The following is a 14,573-nucleotide window of genomic DNA, read 5'->3' on the forward strand; positions in this document are numbered from 1 at the left end:
TCAAGCGGCGATGCGAAGTGGGTGTGGTGCGGGCCGTTCGCCTGGCCGGGAGGCAAGGGCCGATCTACCTTGTGTCCATGATCACGCCTTTGGCCGCGGTCGCGGTGCTGGTGTCTGGGTCGATCGTCGCTCCGGTTCCGCAGGTCATGGCGGCGCTGGGGGATTCGATCACGTCGGGGTTCAACGCGTGCGGGTGGTACGTCTCGTGCACGTCGCGTTCGTGGGCGGCGGGCAAGGACCCCGCGGTCGGCAGTCATTTCACCCGGCTGGGGATGAAGGACGGCAATCTCAACTTCGCGGTGCCGGGCTCGACGAGCGCCGATCTCCGCGCTCAGGTGGGCAAGGCGGTGGCGGCGAAGGCGGAATATGTGACGATTCTCATCGGTGCCCAGGACGTGTGCGCGGGCACCGAGAAGACGATGACGCCGGTGCCGGTGTTCGAGCGGCGGGTGACGGAGTCGCTGGCGGCGTTGCGGACGGGGCTGCCGGGGGCGCGCGTGTTCGTGGCCTCGATTCCGGACCTGCGGCGGCTGTGGCAGGCGGGCAAGGACAACCCGATCGCGCGCACGTTCTGGACGCTGGGGCGGATCTGCCGGCCGATGCTGGCCGCGCCGGACTCGACCAAGCGTAAGGACGTGCAGCGGCGGGCGCGGGTGCGGGATCGGGTCATGGACTTCAACCGGGTGCTGGAGCGGGCCTGCGCCGGTTACGGGCCCAACTGCCGCAGCGACGGAGGGGCGGTGTTCTCCTTCCCGTACACGCTGGATCACATCAGCAAGTGGGACTTCTTCCATCCGAACGCGGCGGGGCAGCGGGCGCTGGCCGATCAGACGTTCAAGCACGGCTTCGACCGGACGGACGCGCGCCGGCAGGGCTAGCGGCACTGGGCGAGCATGGTCTGCTTGTCGGCGCGGGTGACGGGGACGTCGTACTTGACGGCGACCTGGGCGAAGCGGGTGACGTAGGCGCAGCGGATGCGGCGCTGGGGCGGCAGCCAGGCGGCGGGTCCCGACCCGTCCTTCTCCTCGTTGGCCCGGCCGTCGACGGGCAGGAGGTTGAGGGGGTCGTTGGCGAAGTCGAGGCGCTTGGACTTCGGCCAGGACTTGGCGGCCATGCGCCAGCCGTAGGAAAGGGGGACGACGTGGTCGACCTGGATCTCGTCGGCGTCGGAGACACGCCAGTCGATGTCGCGGCCGGTGTAGGGGTCGGTCAGGGTTAACGACAGGACGGTGCAGCCGGCGCGGACGACGTCGCGGCCGTCGCGGGCCAGCAGGTCGTCGCGGGTGCGGCAGCCGTTGCCCGCGTAGGGGACGCCGGGGGCGGAGTCGGCCCAGTTGCCGCCGTAGTTGGTGCGCTGGTAGCCGGTGCTGGAACCACGGTCCTTGACGCGCAGGCGGGAGATGAGGGCGCGGGCGCCCTGTTTGTCGGCTTGGCTGGTGAGCGGCGCCAGGCTCGGGCCGGTGCCGGTGGTGTTGGCCAGGGGGCTGGTGGCGGTGCCCGCCTGGGTGCGGTTCGTGGTGCCGAGCAAGGAAACGATCATTACGCCGCCGGCGAGGAGGGCGACCGCGTCCCGTGTGCTCAAGGAGCCTCCGTAGGCTTGGCCTCTTCTCGGTGAATTCCCATGATCGCCTGCTTTGACACGATGAAGGAGGGTGTTGTGGGGCAGTGGCGGGTCCTCGGCGCGGTCTCGGCGGGCGGGGTGGCGGGGTCGCTGGCCCGGTTCGGGCTGCAGACGTGGTGGCCGTCGGTGTGGGCGACCCTGGTGATCAACGTGGCGGGCTGCGTGCTGATCGGGATGCTCATGGTGGTGGTGCCGCGGATGCACCGGCTGGCGCGGCCGTTCCTGGGGGTCGGGGTTCTGGGGGGTTTCACGACGTTCTCGGGTTTTGTGGTGGACGTGCGGTTCCTGGCGGGGGAGGGGCCCTTCTGGCTCGCGCTGGTCTACCTCGTGGGGACGATGGCGGGCGCCGTCGTGGCGACCTGGTCCGGGGTACGGCTCGCGCGCCTGCTCGCCCGGCGGTGGGCCGGATGAACGTGCTGCTGGTGGCGATCGGGGCGGCGGTGGGCGCGCCGGCGCGGTTCCTGCTGGACCGGGCGGTCCAGGGCTGGGTGGCGGCGCGCGGCCGGGGCGCGGTGGTGTTCCCCTGGGGGACGCTCGTGGTGAACGTGATCGGTTCGGCGGTGCTGGGGTTCCTGGTGGCCTGGCCCGCGGGTGAGGGGCTGATGGCGCTGGCGGGCACCGGGCTGTGCGGGGCGCTGAGCACCTATTCGACGCTGGGATATGAGACGCTGCGGCTGGCGGAGGGCGGCGCGGGGCCTGCGGCGGCGGGCAACGCGGTGCTCAGCGTGGCGGCCGGGCTGGGCGCCGCCGCGGCCGGTGCGGCCCTCGCACACGCCTGGTCGTGAAGTCGCACGCCCGGTCGTGAAGACGCACGCCCGGTCAGGAAGAGGTACGGCTGGTCGTGAAGTCGCACGCCCGGGTGTGACGGGTTAGCGTGTAATCCTGTAAGCAACGAAGGAGCGCGCGATGGCGGATCCCCTCGACGCCTACTCTCAAGTGGTCTCCTCCGTCGCCGCGGAGTTGCTGCCCAAGGTGGCCGGCGTACGGGCGGGACGCAACAGCGGCTCGGCGGTGGTGTTCACCTCCGACGGATTCCTGCTCACCAACGCGCACGTGGTCGGCTCCTCGCGGGCCGGCACGGTGGCCTTCGCCGACGGCACGGTGGAGGAGTTCGCCGTGGTCGGCCGCGACCCGCTGTCGGACCTCGCGGTGATCAGGGCGCAGGGGCCCACGCCCGAGCCCGCGGTCCTGGGCGACAGCGACAAGCTCGTGGTCGGGCAGCTCGTCGTGGCGGTCGGCAACCCGCTCGGGCTGGCCGGGTCGCTGACGGCCGGCGTGGTCTCGGGGCTGGGCCGTTCGCTGCCGGCGCGGGCCGGGTCGGCGGTACGGATGATCGAGGACGTCATCCAGACCGACGCCGCCCTGAACCCGGGCAACTCCGGCGGCGCCCTGGCCGACTCACGGGCCCGGGTGGTGGGCGTGAACACCGCGGTGGCCGGGATGGGGGTGGGGCTGGCCGTACCCATGAACAGCACGACGCGCTCGATCATCGCGGCGCTCATCCGCGACGGCCGGGTACGGCGGGCCTTCCTCGGCCTGGTGACCTCGCCGGCGCCGCTGCCGGAGCCGCTGCGCAGGCGCACGGGGCAGGCGGCGGCGCTGCGGGTGGTGGAGGTGGTGGCGGGTTCGCCCGCCGAGCGGGCCGGGCTGCGGGGCGGGGATCTGGTGCTCAGCGCGGGCCGTACGCCGGTGGGCGACGCGCAGAGCCTGCAGCGGCTGATGTTCGCCGACGCGATCGGACGCCCGCTGCCGATCACCGTCTACCGCAACGGCGCGCTCGTGGACGTGATCGCCGAGCCGCTGGAGCTGACGGTCTGACCGGCCGTCTCCGGAGGGACGGCCGGTCGGGCGGGGCTACGCGACGGGCTTGGGCCTGGGCACGTACGTGCCGTTGCGGCGGGCCAGCAGTTCTTCGAGCAGGTCGTCCCAGATGCGGCCGACCGCGTCCACGTCGTAGGTGCGGGCGGTCTCCAGGGCTCCGGCGGCCAGGGAACGGCGCAGCTGCTCGTCCTCGATGACGCGCAGGATCGAGGCGGCGAGGTTGTCGTTGGTGCGGGGCTTGACCAGCAGCCCGTCGACCTCGTCGCTGATCATCTCCTTGGGGCCGTGGGGGCTGTTGAAGCTGACGATGGCAAGACCCTTGGCCATGGCCTCCAGGATCGTCATCGGGAAGCCCTCGTGGCGTGAGCTCAGCACGAAGATCGAGGCCTTCTCCAGCTCGGCGCCCACGTCCTGGGTGGGTCCCGGCAGCTCGACCTTGTCCTCCAGGCCCGCCTCGGCGATCTGGGTACGCAGGTTGTCGAGCTGGGGCCCGTCGCCGAAGATGCGCAGCTTCCAGTCGGGGTGGGCCTTGGCGATCTGCTCCCACGCGGTGATGAGGCGGTGGAAGCCCTTGAGCCGGGTGATGCGGCCGACCGCGACGACGAGCTTGGCGTCGAGCTTGGCCTGGCCGCCGGTCATGGGCGGCACCGCGTTCGGGATGCGCACCAGGCGCTTGGGCCGCTTCGGCAGGGTGTTGCGGTAGTCGCGCAGGTCGGCTTTGGTGAGGGTGACCAGGGCGTCGAAGCGGCGGTAGCGCCACTTGATGAGCGCCTGCAGGGCCTCGGGCTTGGCGTTGAGCCCGACGTGCTCCTGCGCGACGGTGATCACGTTGGGGTTGGCGAGCTGCGCCATGGCCAGGTTGAGGCCGGGGCGGGTGCCCATGAGGACGCCGGTGTCGAGCGAGCGGATGTAGCGGGCAAGCTGCAGGTCGGTCCAGGCGTTGAAGCGGTGGGCGGCCGACTCCCCCTCGGGGATCAGGCGGCTGGGCACCTTCGACAGCATCGCGCGTACGCCGCGGCGCGGCTTGAGCCGGTCGTCGAGGAAGCGGAACTTCACGCGTTCGTCGACGGGGAAGAACGGCTGCTCGGCTTCCTTGAGGATGGAGACGATCTCCACGTCGCGCCCGGTGGCGGCCAGGTAGCTGGCCAGGTTGAACACCGTTCTGATCGTGCCGCCCATGCCGTTGGCGTGCAGGAGCAGGATGCGGATCGTGCCGATGGAGGGAGGCGGCGCGTTGCGCTGCCTGCGCCGGTTGTATCCCCTGTACAGCCGGGCGGCCGCGGCCTTCCCTTTGCGTGCCAGTGCGCGCACCTTGTCCTTGTCCCCTCGTCCGGTGTCATGACACACGTGGCCGGTGACGGAAGGTTCCCGCCACCGGCTCCAGGATCTGTGTAGCCGGGGCAGCACCGATGTCCCCGTGGCACTGCCCCTTCTATGACCTTTTAGACGCTGTTCACCCCGTCAAGGTTGCACGCGAGTTGCCGGTGTGTGCGGGGGTTTGCGTTCGAGCAGGTCAAGGGCGATGTCGATCGCCTTCTCCAGTTGGGTGTCGATTCCGGCCGCGTAGTCCTGCGGGGTGATGTCGACCTCGATGTCGGGGTCGGTGCCGTAGTTCTCCACCTTCCAGCCGACGTCGTCGAAGGCGAAGGAGAACTCCGGCTGGGTGGTGACGGTGCCGTCGGCCAGCCGGTGGCGCGGCCAGATGCCGACGACGCCGCCCCAGGTGCGCTTGCCGATGAGCGGGCCGAGCCCGAGGAGCTTGAAGGTGTGGCTGAAGATGTCGCCGTCGGAGGCGGCCCACTCGTTGGTGATGGCGACCAGCGGGCCGCGCGGGGACTCGGCCGGGTAGGGCTCGGGGTGCCCCCAGCGCGGGTAGTCGTAGCCCAGGCGGCGCCGGGCCAGCTTCTCCAGCAGCAGGGCCGAGACGCTGCCGCCGCCGTTGAAGCGGACGTCCACGACGAGGGCGTGCCGGTCGTACTCGGCCAGGAAGCCGCGGTGGAACTCGGCGAACCCGGTGGTGCTCATGTCGGGGATGTGCAGGTAGCCGATGCGGCCGGCCGAGCGCTGGTGGCAGCGGGCCCGGTTGAGGTTGACCCAGTCACGGTAGCGGGCGGGCCCTTCGTCGGCGATGGCCCTGACGGTGGCGGTGAAGGTGTCCTCGCCGCGGCGCAGGGTGAGCTCGACCTCCTGCTCGGCCTGGCTGACCAGGCGCTCGTTCGGGGTGGTCTCGGCGCCGATGGGGTGCCCGTTGATCGCCAGTACGGCGTCGCCCGGCCGTACGTCGAGGCCCATGCGGTTGAGCGGCGAGGTGGCCTCCGGATCCCAGGGGTCGCCGGTGACGATGGCGCCGATGTGGTAGACGCCGTCGCGGTAGTCCCAGTCGACGCCCAGCTTGCCCTGGCTGTAGTCGGGACCCGGGCGGTACTCGCCGCCGCTTTCGTAGGCGTGGCTGGTGGCGAGCTCGCCGTGCAGTTCCCACAGCAGGTCGGAGAACTCGCCGCGGGTGCTGACGCGTTCGACGAGGGGCAGGTAGCGCTCGTAGACGGCCTGCCAGTCGACGCCGGACATGTCGGCGGTCCAAAAGTTCTCCCGCTGCAGGCGCCAGGCCTCGCGGAACATCTGCCGCCACTCGTGCTCCGGCCAGACCGAGACCTTGACGCGGGCCAGGTCGATCCAGCCGCTTTCCCGGCTGGGCGGGTCGTCGTCGTGCTCGGGAACCTCTCCGGCCTTGACCACGCGTAGCCGGGCGTCGGCCCGGTAGAGCAGCGTCTTGTGGTCACGGGCGAGTTCGAGGTCGGTGACGTCCTCCGCGAACGTCTCGTTCTTGGCCTTGGCGAAGTCGTACAGGTGCAGGACGGGCTCGCCCTCCAGCGGGCTGGACAGGATCAGCGCCTTGCCGTGCAGGGCGGCGATGCGCTCGTACCGGCCCTCGGGCAGCGGGAAGGCGGTGACCCGATGGATCAGGCCCTCGGCGTCGACCTGGAGGGGCGTGGGGTCCTCCTCCTCGTTCTCCTCCTCGTCCTTGGTCTCCAGCGGGCGGGGCCGGGGGACGAAGGGGTCGGGCGCGTCGTGCCGCAGGGCGATGGCGTACGGGCGGGTGCCGAGCGGGAAGCCGAGATCGAACTGGAGCTGGTCCCAGACCGGGGAGAAGGTGCGCTGGCCGATGAAGTAGAGGTAGCGGCCCTCCGGGTCGAAGCAGGGGGCGCTGTCCTCCAGGATGGGCTCGCTGGCCTGGATGATGCGGCCCGACTCCGGGTGGTGGAGCTTGATGGCGGTGGTCTGGGCGTTGAGCGGGCTGGCGTAGGCCAGCCAGGTGCCGTCGGCCGACCAGGCGGGGTCGCGCGGGCCGGCGTGGGGGTTGGCCTCGACCAGCGTCGCCTGGCCGGTGCCGAGGTCGAGGAGGTGGAGCTCGCCCCGGTGGTTGGTGACGGCCACGCGGTCGTGGGCGGGGTCGGGGACGAGTTCGTTGATGCGGCCGAGCTCGGCCAGCTCCGTGGCGCAGCCGGGGCCGAGGAGCGTGACGGTCTCGTCGCCGTCGGCGCCGCTGGCCGCCGCGACCAGCCGCTCACCGTCGTTGAGCCAGGTCAGGTGGCGGTAGCGGACGCCGTGGGGCGCGCCGTGCTGGCGGACCGGGCCCTCCCAGGCGGCCATGGTGTAGGCCTTGCCGCGGGTGGTGAGGGCCAGGGTGGTGCCGTCGGGGCCGAGGGTGGCGCTGTCGAGGTAGTCGGCGGCCTCGACGAAGCGACGGTTGCGCTGGGTGCGGGAGGAGGCCAGGCGCACGTCGATCTTCCGCGCGCGGCCGGCGCCGGGCGGGAGGAGGTAGAGGTCGGCGCCGGCGTGGTAGACGAGGTGGTGGCCGTCGCTGGTGAGGTTGCGGGCGTAGTAGTCGCTGTGGTCGGTGTGGCGCTGGAGGTCCTCGCCGGTGGGGGTGCAGGAGTAGACGTTGCCGGTGCCCTCGTGGTCGGACAGGAAGTAGACGCGCTCGCCGCTCCAGCAGGGTGAGGCGAGGTTGCCGGGCAGCTTGATGAGGCGGCGGAAGTCTCCGTGGCCGTCGGGGTCGATCCACAGGTCGCCCGCGGTGCCGCCCCGGTAGCGCTTCCAGCGGGCGGGATCGGCGGTGTTGCGGCCAAGGACGATCATGTGGTGCGGGCCGTACGCGATGGAGTTGGCGGGGCCGTACGGCAGGCGCTGCGGGACCCCGCCCGGGGCGACCCGGTGAAGCCACTTGCGGCCCTCGAAGGGCTGGCCGGCGTCGCTGGCGTACAGGATGCGGTCGTCGTGGTCCCAGCCGGTGACGGTGCAGCGGGCGCCGTGGTAGGTCAGGCGGGTCGCGGCGCCGCCCTCGGCGGGCATGACGTAGACCTCTTCCGGTCCTTCCTCTCGGCCGACGAAGGCGAGCTGGTCGCCGCGCGGGGAGATGCGCGGGTATCCGGCCTCGGCCAGCCCGGCGGTGAGACGGAACGCGCGCCCGCCCTGGGCGGAGACCATCCAGAGGTCGTCCTCGGCGGCGAAGACGACGACGTCCTGGAAGATGGCGGGAAAGCGCAGGTAGGCGGGCATCGTCTCTCCGTGGTCAGACAGCCGGGACGTGGTGTCCCGGCTGTCTGATCCTTTCAGTGCCGGTGGCTCTTATGCTTCTTCCACCGGCTTGCGCGTTTCCTGGCGCTTGGCGGCCTTGGCCTGCCTGGTGGCCTTGATGGTGGCCTTCTTGGCCTTGCCGGATTTGGCGGCGGGTTTCTTGCGCTGCTCTGCCATGGCTCTCTTCCCCCGATGTACTCGCGATGCCCGATACGACATCAACGCCGTTAATACCCACTTGTGCCATAAATCCGACATATCGCCTGTGGGTGGGCGTGGCGGGGCGCGGGGCCGTGCGCCTGAATCAGAACGCCCGGATCAGAACGCCAGAGCGGCGGCCTCGTTGCGGAGTACGAGGATGAGCAGGGTGGCCACGAGCGTGGCGATGAGCAGCCAGCTGATCATGATGATGATCGTGGAGCGGCGCGGACGGCGGCGCGGGACCGACTCCGCGTTGGCCCTGGCCTCGCTGCGCCGGGCTCGCTCGTTGAACGACTCCAGGCGCGCGACGAGCCGCGGGTCCTCGTCGACGAGGTGGCGCTCGATCTGGGCCAGCAACCTCTCCTCGTCCTGCGACCAGGCCATGGTGCACCTCCGGAACGCAAGCTCTGTTCCGACTTTCTGCCCAACCATGAAGATCATTAGCCGTGAGCTTGCCCAGTAATTGTGCGCTCTTTTCCTTTGCGATCACTGTCGAACTTCTGTTCTAATCATGCCATGCGCTGGGACAACCTGCGGCTCACCGGGGCCGACGACCGTGATCCTGCGGTGCCGCTGTTCGCCGAGGAGGCGGTGACGCGGAGATTTGATACGCCCGAATTCCGGGGGATGACCTTCTTCGAGGTGCGGGCCCGCTCGATCATCAGCCGGGTGCCGGCCACGAGCCGCATGTCGTTCCAGCACACGATCAACCCCTACCGTGGCTGCTCCCACGCCTGCCGCTACTGCTTCGCCCGCAACACCCACACCTACCTCGACCTGGACGCCGGCCTCGACTTCGACTCCAAGGTCGTGGTGAAGGTCAACGCCCCCGAGCTGACCCGCCGCGAACTGGCCGCCCCCCGCTGGCAGGGCGGGCACGTGGCGATGGGCACCAACGTCGACTGCTACCAGCGGGCCGAGGGCCGGTATCAGCTGATGCGGGGGATTCTGCAGGCGCTGCGGGATGCGGCCAACCCGTTCTCCATCCTCACCAAGGGCACGCTCATCCTGCGCGACCTCGACCTGCTGACCGAGGCGGCGCAGGTGACCGACGTGTCCGTCAACGTGTCGGTGGGCTTCGTCGACGAGCGGGCCTGGCGCACCGTGGAGCCCGGCACCCCGCATCCCGAACGCCGTCTGGCCGCCTGCGCCCGCCTCAACGCCGCCGGGATCCGGTGCGGCGTCCTGATGGCCCCCGTCCTGCCGTATCTGACCGACTCCCCGGCCGAGCTGGAACGCACCGTCGAGGCGATCGCCGCGTCGGGCGCGGTGCACGTGACGCCGCTGGTGCTGCATCTGCGGCCGGGGGCCAGGGAGTGGTACCTGGGGTGGCTGGCCAGGGAACACCCACGCCTGGTGCCGCGCTACCTGGAGCTCTACGGCAGAGGCGCCTACGCGCCCCGCGCCTACCAGGAGCGCGTCGGCGCACAGGTGAAGGAGCTGGCCCGCCGTCACGGCATCGGCGGATCCGGCCCCGCGGGCCCCCGCCGCCTCGCCGGGCGCGCCCCCGCCGAGCCCGGCCCGGACGCCGAACAGCTGACCCTCCTGTAGTCACGGCCGGGCGTCGGCGCGGTACTCGCCGGGCGTCAGCCCGTACCACTGACGGAAGGCCAGGTGGAAGCCGACCGGCGTGCCGTAGCCGACGCGTTCGCTGATGCGGTTGTGCGGCAGCGCGGTCTCGGACAGCAGGCGGGCCGCCTCCTGCATGCGGCGGGCCGTCAGGTGGCGCATGGGCGCCTGACCCACCAGGCGGCGGAAGGTCGCGGCGAAGGCGGAACGGGACATGCCCGCCTGCGCGGCGAGCGTCTCCACGGTCCACGGCTCGGCGAAACGCGTCTGGACGGTGTGCAGCGCGGCGGCCACGCCCGGATGGCGCAGCGCCTCCAGGACCGCCGCGCCCGCCGGCAGCGCCGAGCCTGGAGCGTCGAGGGCGGCGCGCAGCGCGAGGACGAAGACGAGTTCGAACGCGCGCAAGGCGACGAGCTGGGCGCCGGGCGCGGCGGTGTCCCATTCGCCGGCCAGCCGCTCCAGCGTCGCGCCCAGCAGCGGATGGGCCCGCAACCGCGCGCTCTCCAGCACGAACAGCGGCGGCAGCGCCTGGTACAGGGGAGTGGCGGCGGCCCGGTCGTAGTGCAGGCCGCCGCACAGCATGACGGTCCGCGCGCCCGGCCCGTCGATCTCGACGGTGCGCACCCCGCCGGGCTGGCGTTCGGGAAGGACCCCGCTCAGCGGTACGGTGGCCCGCCCCGGCCGGTCGGCCAGCCGGTGGGCGCTGCCGTGCGGGAAGACGGCCAGGTCGCCGGTGGCGAGAGTGACGGGCGGCAGGCCGGGCAGCTCGACGGTGCACGAGCCCTGGTCGACGTAGTGCAACAGGGCGCAGTTCTCCCGCTGCCCGGCCACCCCCCAGGGCGCGCGGGCCTGCCAGCGGCTGTGGAAGACGCCGTGCAGCCGCAGCGGGGCGAGCAGGTCGCTGAGCAGATCCCCATCCACCGGACGATCCTTAAAGATTGCGAGAGTGTGCTTTATGGAGCGTATCCCGTGGACCGGGCAGGCTGACTTGCATGACCTTCCTTGTGATGAACGCCGCCGGCGCCCAGGGCGGCGCGGTCGCCCGCCACCTGCTGGCCGAGGGCCTTGCCGTACGTGCCTTCACCCGCGGCGGCCCGGCTCCCGAGGGGGCGCGGCCGTTCACGGGAGACCTGGCCGACGGCGCGGCGGTGAAGGCGGCCTTCGACGGCGTCACCCACGCCTCGGTGATGCTGCCCATGGTCTACGACCCCGGCACCGTGGACCTCTACGTCCGCAACGTGCGGGACGCGGCGCTGGCGGCGGGGGTGCGGCGGCTGGTGTTCACCACCGGCAACCGCCTGCCCGCCGCCGGGACCGGTGTGCCCGCCTTCGAGACCCGCCGCCGCGCCGGGGACGACCTGCGCGCGGCCGGGCTGCCGGTCGTGGAGCTGCGCCCGCCGATCTACCTCGACAACCTGGCCGCCCCCTGGGTGGCGGGACCGCTGGCCGCCGAGGGCGTGCTGGCCTACCCGCTGCCCGCCGACCTGCCCGTGGCCTGGCTGTCGCACGCCGACCTGGCCGCCGCCACCCACGCCGCGCTGACCCTCGACGGGCTGGAGGGCGAGATCCTGAACGTCGGCGCGGCCGAGGCCGTCACTGGCGCGGACCTCGCCGCCGCGATCGGCGCCCGCTTCCACGCCCAGGACCCCGCCGACTTCGAGGCGGCCCTGAGCGCTCTCACGGGCCCGGTCACCGCCGCGGCCGTCGCCGACACCTACCGCTGGGCCGCCGCCGACCGCTCGCTGCTGGCCGCCGACCCCGCCGCGCTCGACCTCCTGGGCGTACGGCCCGCCGCGCCGATCGACTGGCTCGCCGGACGGCTCCGATGACGGCGCGGGAGGAGATCGTCCGCCACCACCAGGTGATCGAACGCTGGCTGTCGGGGGAGCCGGGGCAGGAGTTCGGGGAGTTCGACCGGGCCCACGCGGCCGCCTTCACCCTGACCGGGCCCGACGGCCGCACCCTGGAACGGGAACAGGTGATGCGGCAGGTGCGCGAACTGCGCGGCGCGGTGCCCGGACTGCGGATCGAGATCCGGGACGTGCGCGTGGTGGCCGAGGCCGGGCCGCTGCTGGTGGCCGCCTACCAGGAGTGGCAGGAGGGCGGCGCCCGCCAGTCCACGATCGTCTTCCGGCGCGTGGGCGAGGAACTGCGCTGGCTGCACCTGCACGAGACCTGGCTGAACAAGCCCGCGTGATCGTCACACGCGGCCGACCGGCTAGCTCGTCCGCGGGCCACGGGCGCGGATCAAGGGCGTGGGTTCAGGGGCGTCGGCTCAGGGCGTGGGCCAGGGCGGGTTAAGGGCGCAGGCCAGGGGCTTGGGGTAAGGGCGCAGGTCAAGGGTGCGGGTCAAGGGTGCAGGGTGGCGCGGCGGGACTGCAGGAACTCGCGCTCCGGAGCCGTGCCCACCAGCGCCAGCGCCTTGCCGTACTCCTCCACCGCCTCCTCCAGCCTGCCCAGCCGCCGCAGCAGTTCCGCGCGTGTCGCCGGGAGCAGGTGGTGGCGCGGCAACCGCTCCTCCAGGCCCGCCAGCAGCTCCAGCCCGTCGGCGGGCCCCTGGGACTCGGCCACCGCGACGGCCCGGTTCAGGCGGACCACGGCCGATCCGGTCAGCGCCTCCAGCAGTTCGTACAGCTGGGCGATCGCGGTCCAGTCGGTGTCCTGGGGCAGAAGGGCCGAGGCGTGCTCGGCGGCGATCGCCGCCTGCACCTGGTAGAGGCCGGGCGGGCCCGGCCGTAGCAGGCCCAGGGCCTCGGCGATCTCCTCGCGGTGCCAGCGCCCGCGATCCTGCTCGGCGAGCGTCACGATGCGCCCCCGCTCGTCCAGCCGGGCATCGCGCCGCGCGTGGTGCAGCATCATCAGCGCCAGCAGCGCGCCGACCTCGCTGTCGTGCGGCATCAGCGCGGCCAGCATCCGGGCCAGCGCGATCGCCTGCGCCGCCGGTTCGGTGCGGATGAGGTCCTCGCCCTCGGCCGCCGCGTACCCCTCGGTGAAGATCAGGTACAGGACGGCCAGCACCCCGTCGCGCCGCGCCACCAGCTCCGGGCCGGACGGCACCCGGTACGGGATGCCGGCCTGGCTGATCTTCTTCTTGGCGCGGGTGATCCGGGCCGCCATCGTCGCCTCGCCAACCAGGAACAACCGGGCGATCTGCCGCGTGCCCAGCCCGCCCACGCAGCGCAGCGTCAGCGCCACCCGCGCCTCCATCGACAGTGCCGGATGGCAGCAGGTGAAGATCAGGCTGAGCAGGTCGTCGCCCGCCTGCGGCTCGTCGACCACCAGCAGCGGCAGCTTGCGGGCCGCGACCGCCATGTGGCGCAGCCGCGAGACCGCCCGCCGCCGCGCCGCGGTCAGCAGCCACGCCGGCGGGTTGTCCGGCACCGGCGGCCAGGCCGGCACCGCGGCCGCGAAGGCGTCCTGCAATGACTCTTCCGCCAGGTCGAGGTCACGCAGCTCGGCGGTGAGGATGGCGAGCAGGCGCGCCCAGTGCTCGCGGTACGCCTGCTCGACGGCGTTCATCCCGGGTACTCCACCACCGGCCGCACCTCCACGGTGCGCTCCGGGCAGGCGGTCGCCAGCTCGATCGCCTCGTCCAGGTCCTTGGCCTCGATGAGGTAGTAGCCGCCCAGGTGCTCGACCGTCTCCACGAACGGCCCGTCGGTGCGCAGCACCTCCCCCTCGCCCCTGCGCAGGCAGACCGCCTCGCCCGGCGCGCCCAGCTCCTCTCCTTCCAGGTAGGCGCCGCGGCCCTTGAGCATCTCGATGTAGGCGCCGTGGCGGGCGATGCCCTCCTGGATCTGCTCCGGGGTGGCGCTGGCCCACTCGGTGGCGTTGCCGTACAGCAGCAGGGCGTACTTCACGACGCGCACCTCCTGATCTCCACGTCGGACGGCATGGCCGAGGCCAGCTCGATCGCCTCGTCCAGGTCCCGGGCCTCCACGATCTGGTAGCCGGAGATCTGCTCCACGGTCTCGGCGTAGGGTCCGTCGGTGATGAGGACCTGATCGCCGTTCTTCCTGACGGTGGTGGCGGTGGAGGAGTGGGCCAGCTCGTTGCCGCCGAGGTTCGCCCCGCGCTCGGTGAGCATCGCGGTGTAGGCGCCCCACCGGGCATAGACGGCGGCACGCTCCTCGGGGCCCGCCTGCGACCACGGCCTCTCATCGCCCACGACGAGCAGCACGTACTTCATGATTTCTCCCTTCGGTCACTGCCATGACGCGCGGGCGGCGCGGGAATCGACAGCGTCCGGAGAAATTCTCGCGGATCGTCGGCGAACAACCTGATCGAACTCACCTCCCCGGTACGGCCCAGCGGCCGCACCACCGTCACCGGCTCCGACAGCTCCAGCACGAGGTTGGTGCGCGAGTCGACGACCAGCTCCAGGCGTCCCTCGCCCAGGGTGACGAACCCGGAGTCGTGGATGCGGCTCGCGGCCCGCGCCGAGACGATCAGTTCGCGGGGGACGCGCAGGTCGAAGGCGGCTCCTTGGCGCAGCCGTACCTCATGCTCGCCCACCACGTGCGGCCGCGAGCGCGCGGCGGCGATCATGCCGAGGTTGGCGAGCACGAAGTAGACGTGCACGACGGTCAGGACCGGCCAGCCCAGCCACAGCTCCAGCGCCACCCCCTCCACCACGATCGCGAACAGGAACATCCACAGCGTGATCGACCCGCCCGCGTGGTAGGAAAGGGCGACCTGGCCGGGCCCGACGCCGTGGCGGCGGCCCAGCACCCAGTAGCCGAGGCTGGCCAGAGCGCGCAGTTCGTGCGCCAGCATGCGGCGC

At 72.0% G+C, this 14,573-nt stretch carries 17 protein-coding genes; 7 read left to right on the forward strand and 10 right to left on the reverse strand.

Features of this window, described 5'->3' with window-relative positions; translation table 11 throughout:
• Positions 1-77: 77 nt before the first annotated feature.
• A complete protein-coding gene (locus tag ACIBKY_RS46020; RefSeq protein ID WP_397107433.1) occupies positions 78-878 on the forward strand; it encodes a GDSL-type esterase/lipase family protein in 801 nt (266 codons plus the stop codon).
• Here the strand turns inward: ACIBKY_RS46020 and ACIBKY_RS46025 are convergent.
• Entirely contained in the window at positions 875-1,582 is a 708-nt protein-coding gene (locus ACIBKY_RS46025; RefSeq protein WP_397107435.1) for an HNH endonuclease family protein, read from the reverse strand. The genes ACIBKY_RS46020 and ACIBKY_RS46025 overlap by 4 nt on opposite strands.
• 75 nt (positions 1,583-1,657) lie before the next feature.
• Between ACIBKY_RS46025 and ACIBKY_RS46030 the strand changes: the two genes are divergently transcribed.
• The 3 genes from ACIBKY_RS46030 to ACIBKY_RS46040 all read left to right on the forward strand — a co-directional run bounded on the left by ACIBKY_RS46030 (position 1,658) and on the right by ACIBKY_RS46040 (position 3,439).
• A complete protein-coding gene (locus tag ACIBKY_RS46030) occupies positions 1,658-2,032 on the forward strand; it encodes a fluoride efflux transporter FluC (RefSeq protein WP_397107437.1) in 375 nt (124 codons plus the stop codon).
• Positions 2,029-2,406: a fluoride efflux transporter FluC gene (locus ACIBKY_RS46035; RefSeq protein WP_397107439.1), complete on the forward strand. Its 378-nt coding sequence runs from the start codon at positions 2,029-2,031 to the stop codon at positions 2,404-2,406. Before ACIBKY_RS46030 ends, ACIBKY_RS46035 begins: the two co-directional genes overlap by 4 nt.
• 121 nt (positions 2,407-2,527) lie before the next feature.
• Positions 2,528-3,439 carry a S1C family serine protease gene (locus ACIBKY_RS46040; RefSeq protein WP_379638153.1) on the forward strand — a complete coding sequence of 304 codons (912 nt, stop codon included), beginning with the start codon at positions 2,528-2,530 and terminating at the stop codon, positions 3,437-3,439.
• A gap of 36 nt (positions 3,440-3,475) precedes the next feature.
• Here the strand turns inward: ACIBKY_RS46040 and ACIBKY_RS46045 are convergent, their stop codons facing one another.
• The 4 genes from ACIBKY_RS46045 to ACIBKY_RS46060 all read right to left on the reverse strand — a co-directional run bounded on the left by ACIBKY_RS46045 (position 3,476) and on the right by ACIBKY_RS46060 (position 8,605).
• Positions 3,476-4,753, reverse strand: coding sequence for a glycosyltransferase family 4 protein (locus ACIBKY_RS46045; RefSeq protein WP_397107441.1), 1,278 nt, complete (start codon positions 4,751-4,753; stop codon positions 3,476-3,478).
• A gap of 150 nt (positions 4,754-4,903) precedes the next feature.
• Positions 4,904-8,002, reverse strand: coding sequence for a S41 family peptidase (locus ACIBKY_RS46050; RefSeq protein ID WP_397107443.1), 3,099 nt, complete (start codon positions 8,000-8,002; stop codon positions 4,904-4,906).
• A 69-nt stretch (positions 8,003-8,071) separates the two neighbouring features.
• On the reverse strand, positions 8,072-8,197 hold the full coding sequence (locus ACIBKY_RS46055; RefSeq protein WP_379624270.1) for a hypothetical protein: 126 nt from the start codon (positions 8,195-8,197) through the stop codon (positions 8,072-8,074).
• A 141-nt stretch (positions 8,198-8,338) separates the two neighbouring features.
• Positions 8,339-8,605 carry a DUF3040 domain-containing protein gene (locus ACIBKY_RS46060; protein WP_379624272.1) on the reverse strand — a complete coding sequence of 89 codons (267 nt, stop codon included), beginning with the start codon at positions 8,603-8,605 and terminating at the stop codon, positions 8,339-8,341.
• A gap of 132 nt (positions 8,606-8,737) precedes the next feature.
• On the opposite strand from ACIBKY_RS46060, the gene ACIBKY_RS46065 reads away from it, so the two are divergent.
• Entirely contained in the window at positions 8,738-9,772 is a 1,035-nt protein-coding gene (locus tag ACIBKY_RS46065; RefSeq protein WP_397107445.1) for an Rv2578c family radical SAM protein, read from the forward strand.
• On the opposite strand, the gene ACIBKY_RS46070 is transcribed toward ACIBKY_RS46065, so the two are convergent.
• Positions 9,773-10,711, reverse strand: coding sequence for an AraC family transcriptional regulator (locus tag ACIBKY_RS46070; protein WP_397107447.1), 939 nt, complete (start codon positions 10,709-10,711; stop codon positions 9,773-9,775).
• A 71-nt stretch (positions 10,712-10,782) separates the two neighbouring features.
• Between ACIBKY_RS46070 and ACIBKY_RS46075 the strand changes: the two genes are divergently transcribed.
• Entirely contained in the window at positions 10,783-11,619 is an 837-nt protein-coding gene (locus tag ACIBKY_RS46075; RefSeq protein ID WP_397107449.1) for an SDR family oxidoreductase, read from the forward strand.
• The gene (locus ACIBKY_RS46080; protein WP_397107451.1) at positions 11,616-11,987 is read left to right on the forward strand and encodes a nuclear transport factor 2 family protein; all 372 of its coding nucleotides are present in this window, start codon (positions 11,616-11,618) and stop codon (positions 11,985-11,987) included. Before ACIBKY_RS46075 ends, ACIBKY_RS46080 begins: the two co-directional genes overlap by 4 nt.
• 152 nt (positions 11,988-12,139) lie before the next feature.
• Here ACIBKY_RS46080 and ACIBKY_RS46085 read toward each other — a convergent pair whose 3' ends face one another.
• From ACIBKY_RS46085 to ACIBKY_RS46100, 4 genes are read right to left on the reverse strand one after another with little or no spacing between them, the layout of a single operon-like run.
• Positions 12,140-13,309 carry an RNA polymerase sigma factor gene (locus ACIBKY_RS46085; protein ID WP_397107453.1) on the reverse strand — a complete coding sequence of 390 codons (1,170 nt, stop codon included), beginning with the start codon at positions 13,307-13,309 and terminating at the stop codon, positions 12,140-12,142.
• Positions 13,306-13,650, reverse strand: coding sequence for a YciI family protein (locus tag ACIBKY_RS46090; protein WP_397107455.1), 345 nt, complete (start codon positions 13,648-13,650; stop codon positions 13,306-13,308). The genes ACIBKY_RS46085 and ACIBKY_RS46090 overlap by 4 nt, the downstream gene beginning before the upstream one ends.
• Positions 13,647-13,979 (reverse strand): YciI family protein, encoded by a 333-nt coding sequence (locus tag ACIBKY_RS46095; protein ID WP_397107457.1) that lies wholly within the window; start codon positions 13,977-13,979, stop codon positions 13,647-13,649. The genes ACIBKY_RS46090 and ACIBKY_RS46095 overlap by 4 nt, the downstream gene beginning before the upstream one ends.
• On the reverse strand, positions 13,976-14,566 hold the full coding sequence (locus ACIBKY_RS46100; protein ID WP_397107459.1) for a hypothetical protein: 591 nt from the start codon (positions 14,564-14,566) through the stop codon (positions 13,976-13,978). The genes ACIBKY_RS46095 and ACIBKY_RS46100 overlap by 4 nt, the downstream gene beginning before the upstream one ends.
• Positions 14,567-14,573 lie beyond the last annotated feature (7 nt).

The organism is Nonomuraea sp. NPDC050394 (assembly GCF_044459065.1).
GTDB lineage: Bacteria > Actinomycetota > Actinomycetes > Streptosporangiales > Streptosporangiaceae > Nonomuraea.

Excerpts from the sequence above, each read along its gene's own strand:
- ACIBKY_RS46020 (WP_397107433.1), top strand. The coding sequence starts at position 78 with ATGATCACGCCTTTGGCCGCGGTCGCGGTGCTGGTGTCTGGGTCGATC.
- ACIBKY_RS46035 (WP_397107439.1), top strand. The coding sequence starts at position 2,029 with ATGAACGTGCTGCTGGTGGCGATCGGGGCGGCGGTGGGCGCGCCGGCG.
- ACIBKY_RS46040 (WP_379638153.1), top strand. The coding sequence starts at position 2,528 with ATGGCGGATCCCCTCGACGCCTACTCTCAAGTGGTCTCCTCCGTCGCC.
- ACIBKY_RS46050 (WP_397107443.1), bottom strand. The coding sequence starts at position 8,002 with ATGCCCGCCTACCTGCGCTTTCCCGCCATCTTCCAGGACGTCGTCGTC.
- ACIBKY_RS46055 (WP_379624270.1), bottom strand. The coding sequence starts at position 8,197 with ATGGCAGAGCAGCGCAAGAAACCCGCCGCCAAATCCGGCAAGGCCAAG.
- ACIBKY_RS46060 (WP_379624272.1), bottom strand. The coding sequence starts at position 8,605 with ATGGCCTGGTCGCAGGACGAGGAGAGGTTGCTGGCCCAGATCGAGCGC.
- ACIBKY_RS46065 (WP_397107445.1), top strand. The coding sequence starts at position 8,738 with ATGCGCTGGGACAACCTGCGGCTCACCGGGGCCGACGACCGTGATCCT.
- ACIBKY_RS46075 (WP_397107449.1), top strand. The coding sequence starts at position 10,783 with ATGACCTTCCTTGTGATGAACGCCGCCGGCGCCCAGGGCGGCGCGGTC.
- ACIBKY_RS46080 (WP_397107451.1), top strand. The coding sequence starts at position 11,616 with ATGACGGCGCGGGAGGAGATCGTCCGCCACCACCAGGTGATCGAACGC.
- ACIBKY_RS46085 (WP_397107453.1), bottom strand. The coding sequence starts at position 13,309 with ATGAACGCCGTCGAGCAGGCGTACCGCGAGCACTGGGCGCGCCTGCTC.
- ACIBKY_RS46095 (WP_397107457.1), bottom strand. The coding sequence starts at position 13,979 with ATGAAGTACGTGCTGCTCGTCGTGGGCGATGAGAGGCCGTGGTCGCAG.
- ACIBKY_RS46100 (WP_397107459.1), bottom strand. The coding sequence starts at position 14,566 with ATGCTGGCGCACGAACTGCGCGCTCTGGCCAGCCTCGGCTACTGGGTG.